Origin of the sequence: Streptomyces katrae (assembly GCF_000966975.1) — a bacterium.
GTDB lineage: Bacteria > Actinomycetota > Actinomycetes > Streptomycetales > Streptomycetaceae > Streptomyces > Streptomyces katrae.
Genome location: NZ_JZWV01000476.1, coordinates 1 through 891, shown reverse-complemented (window position 1 = coordinate 891; position 891 = coordinate 1). Strand labels below are relative to the sequence as shown.

Sequence of the window (891 nt, the reverse complement as noted above, 5' to 3'; positions counted from 1 at the left end):
GATGGGGGAGGCGCTGACGCCGACAGCGGCGGGAGCGGGTGCGGCGGCGCTGGGAGCGGCAAGCGCGGTTCCGGCCGGGAGGGCCAGCAGGACGGCGCCGACCAGGGCGGCCGCGGCCCGCTGTCCCACCAGCCCCCGGATCTGCGGGGCCGCGCGACCGCGGAGCTGGGCGGCGATCTCCAGCAGGACCGCGCCGGTGAAGCAGGCCCAGCCAGCCCACCCGGCGACAGCCAGGACCAGCAGGAACACCTGTCCCGAATCCTCGGTGGACAACAGGTGGGCCAGCGCGGCCACGCCGGGAGGCCCGACCAGGCTGGTGGCCCACCACAGCAGGACGGGCAGGCCGGCCAGCAGCAGGGCCAGAACGGTCAGGGAGAGCAGAGCGCGCAGCAGCGCGGCCGCCGTCTGGGCCCCGCCGCTGCGGGAGGGGCGGGTGGTGACGGGGGTGGGCTTCGGCATCGGCCGGGTCCTTCTCACGGTGGTCGGTGGGGCTATTGGGGCTGGGTGATGCCGTGGAGCATGCGTGCGCTTCCGTGACCGGTGACGCCCATGGACCCGATCCCGGCGATGGCCAGGAACACGGTCGGATAGGAGCCGTGGACGGTGACGTCGAGCCGGCTCCGGTCGGCGGAGAGGGTGGCGCTGCCGTGTGCGCCGGCACGGGCGAGGTAGGCCTGGGCGGCCGCCTGGGCCCCTTCCGGGTCGACGCGGACGTCCGTGCCGGTGACGGCCGAGGCCGGGTCGATGGCCTGCCCGGCCGCGCGCGCGGCCTCCATCGCGAGCGCATCGGCGCGTTCAGTCGCCCGCAGTTTCCCGCCGCCGTCGATGGCCAGGCCGATGACGGCCAGCAGCGCCACGGTGACGATCGCGGTGTAGACAGCGATCCCACCC

1 protein-coding gene and 1 pseudogene are annotated in these 891 nt (G+C 75.6%); both read right to left on the bottom strand.

Annotated features, from left to right (window positions below; all coding sequences use genetic code 11):
• Positions 1–459 (bottom strand): annotated as a pseudogene (locus tag VR44_RS17675) (hypothetical protein); the annotation flags it as partial.
• Between the two features lie 32 nt (positions 460–491).
• On the bottom strand, positions 492–891 hold a 400-nt coding region (locus VR44_RS17670), incomplete at its 5' end, for a hypothetical protein (protein WP_045948479.1).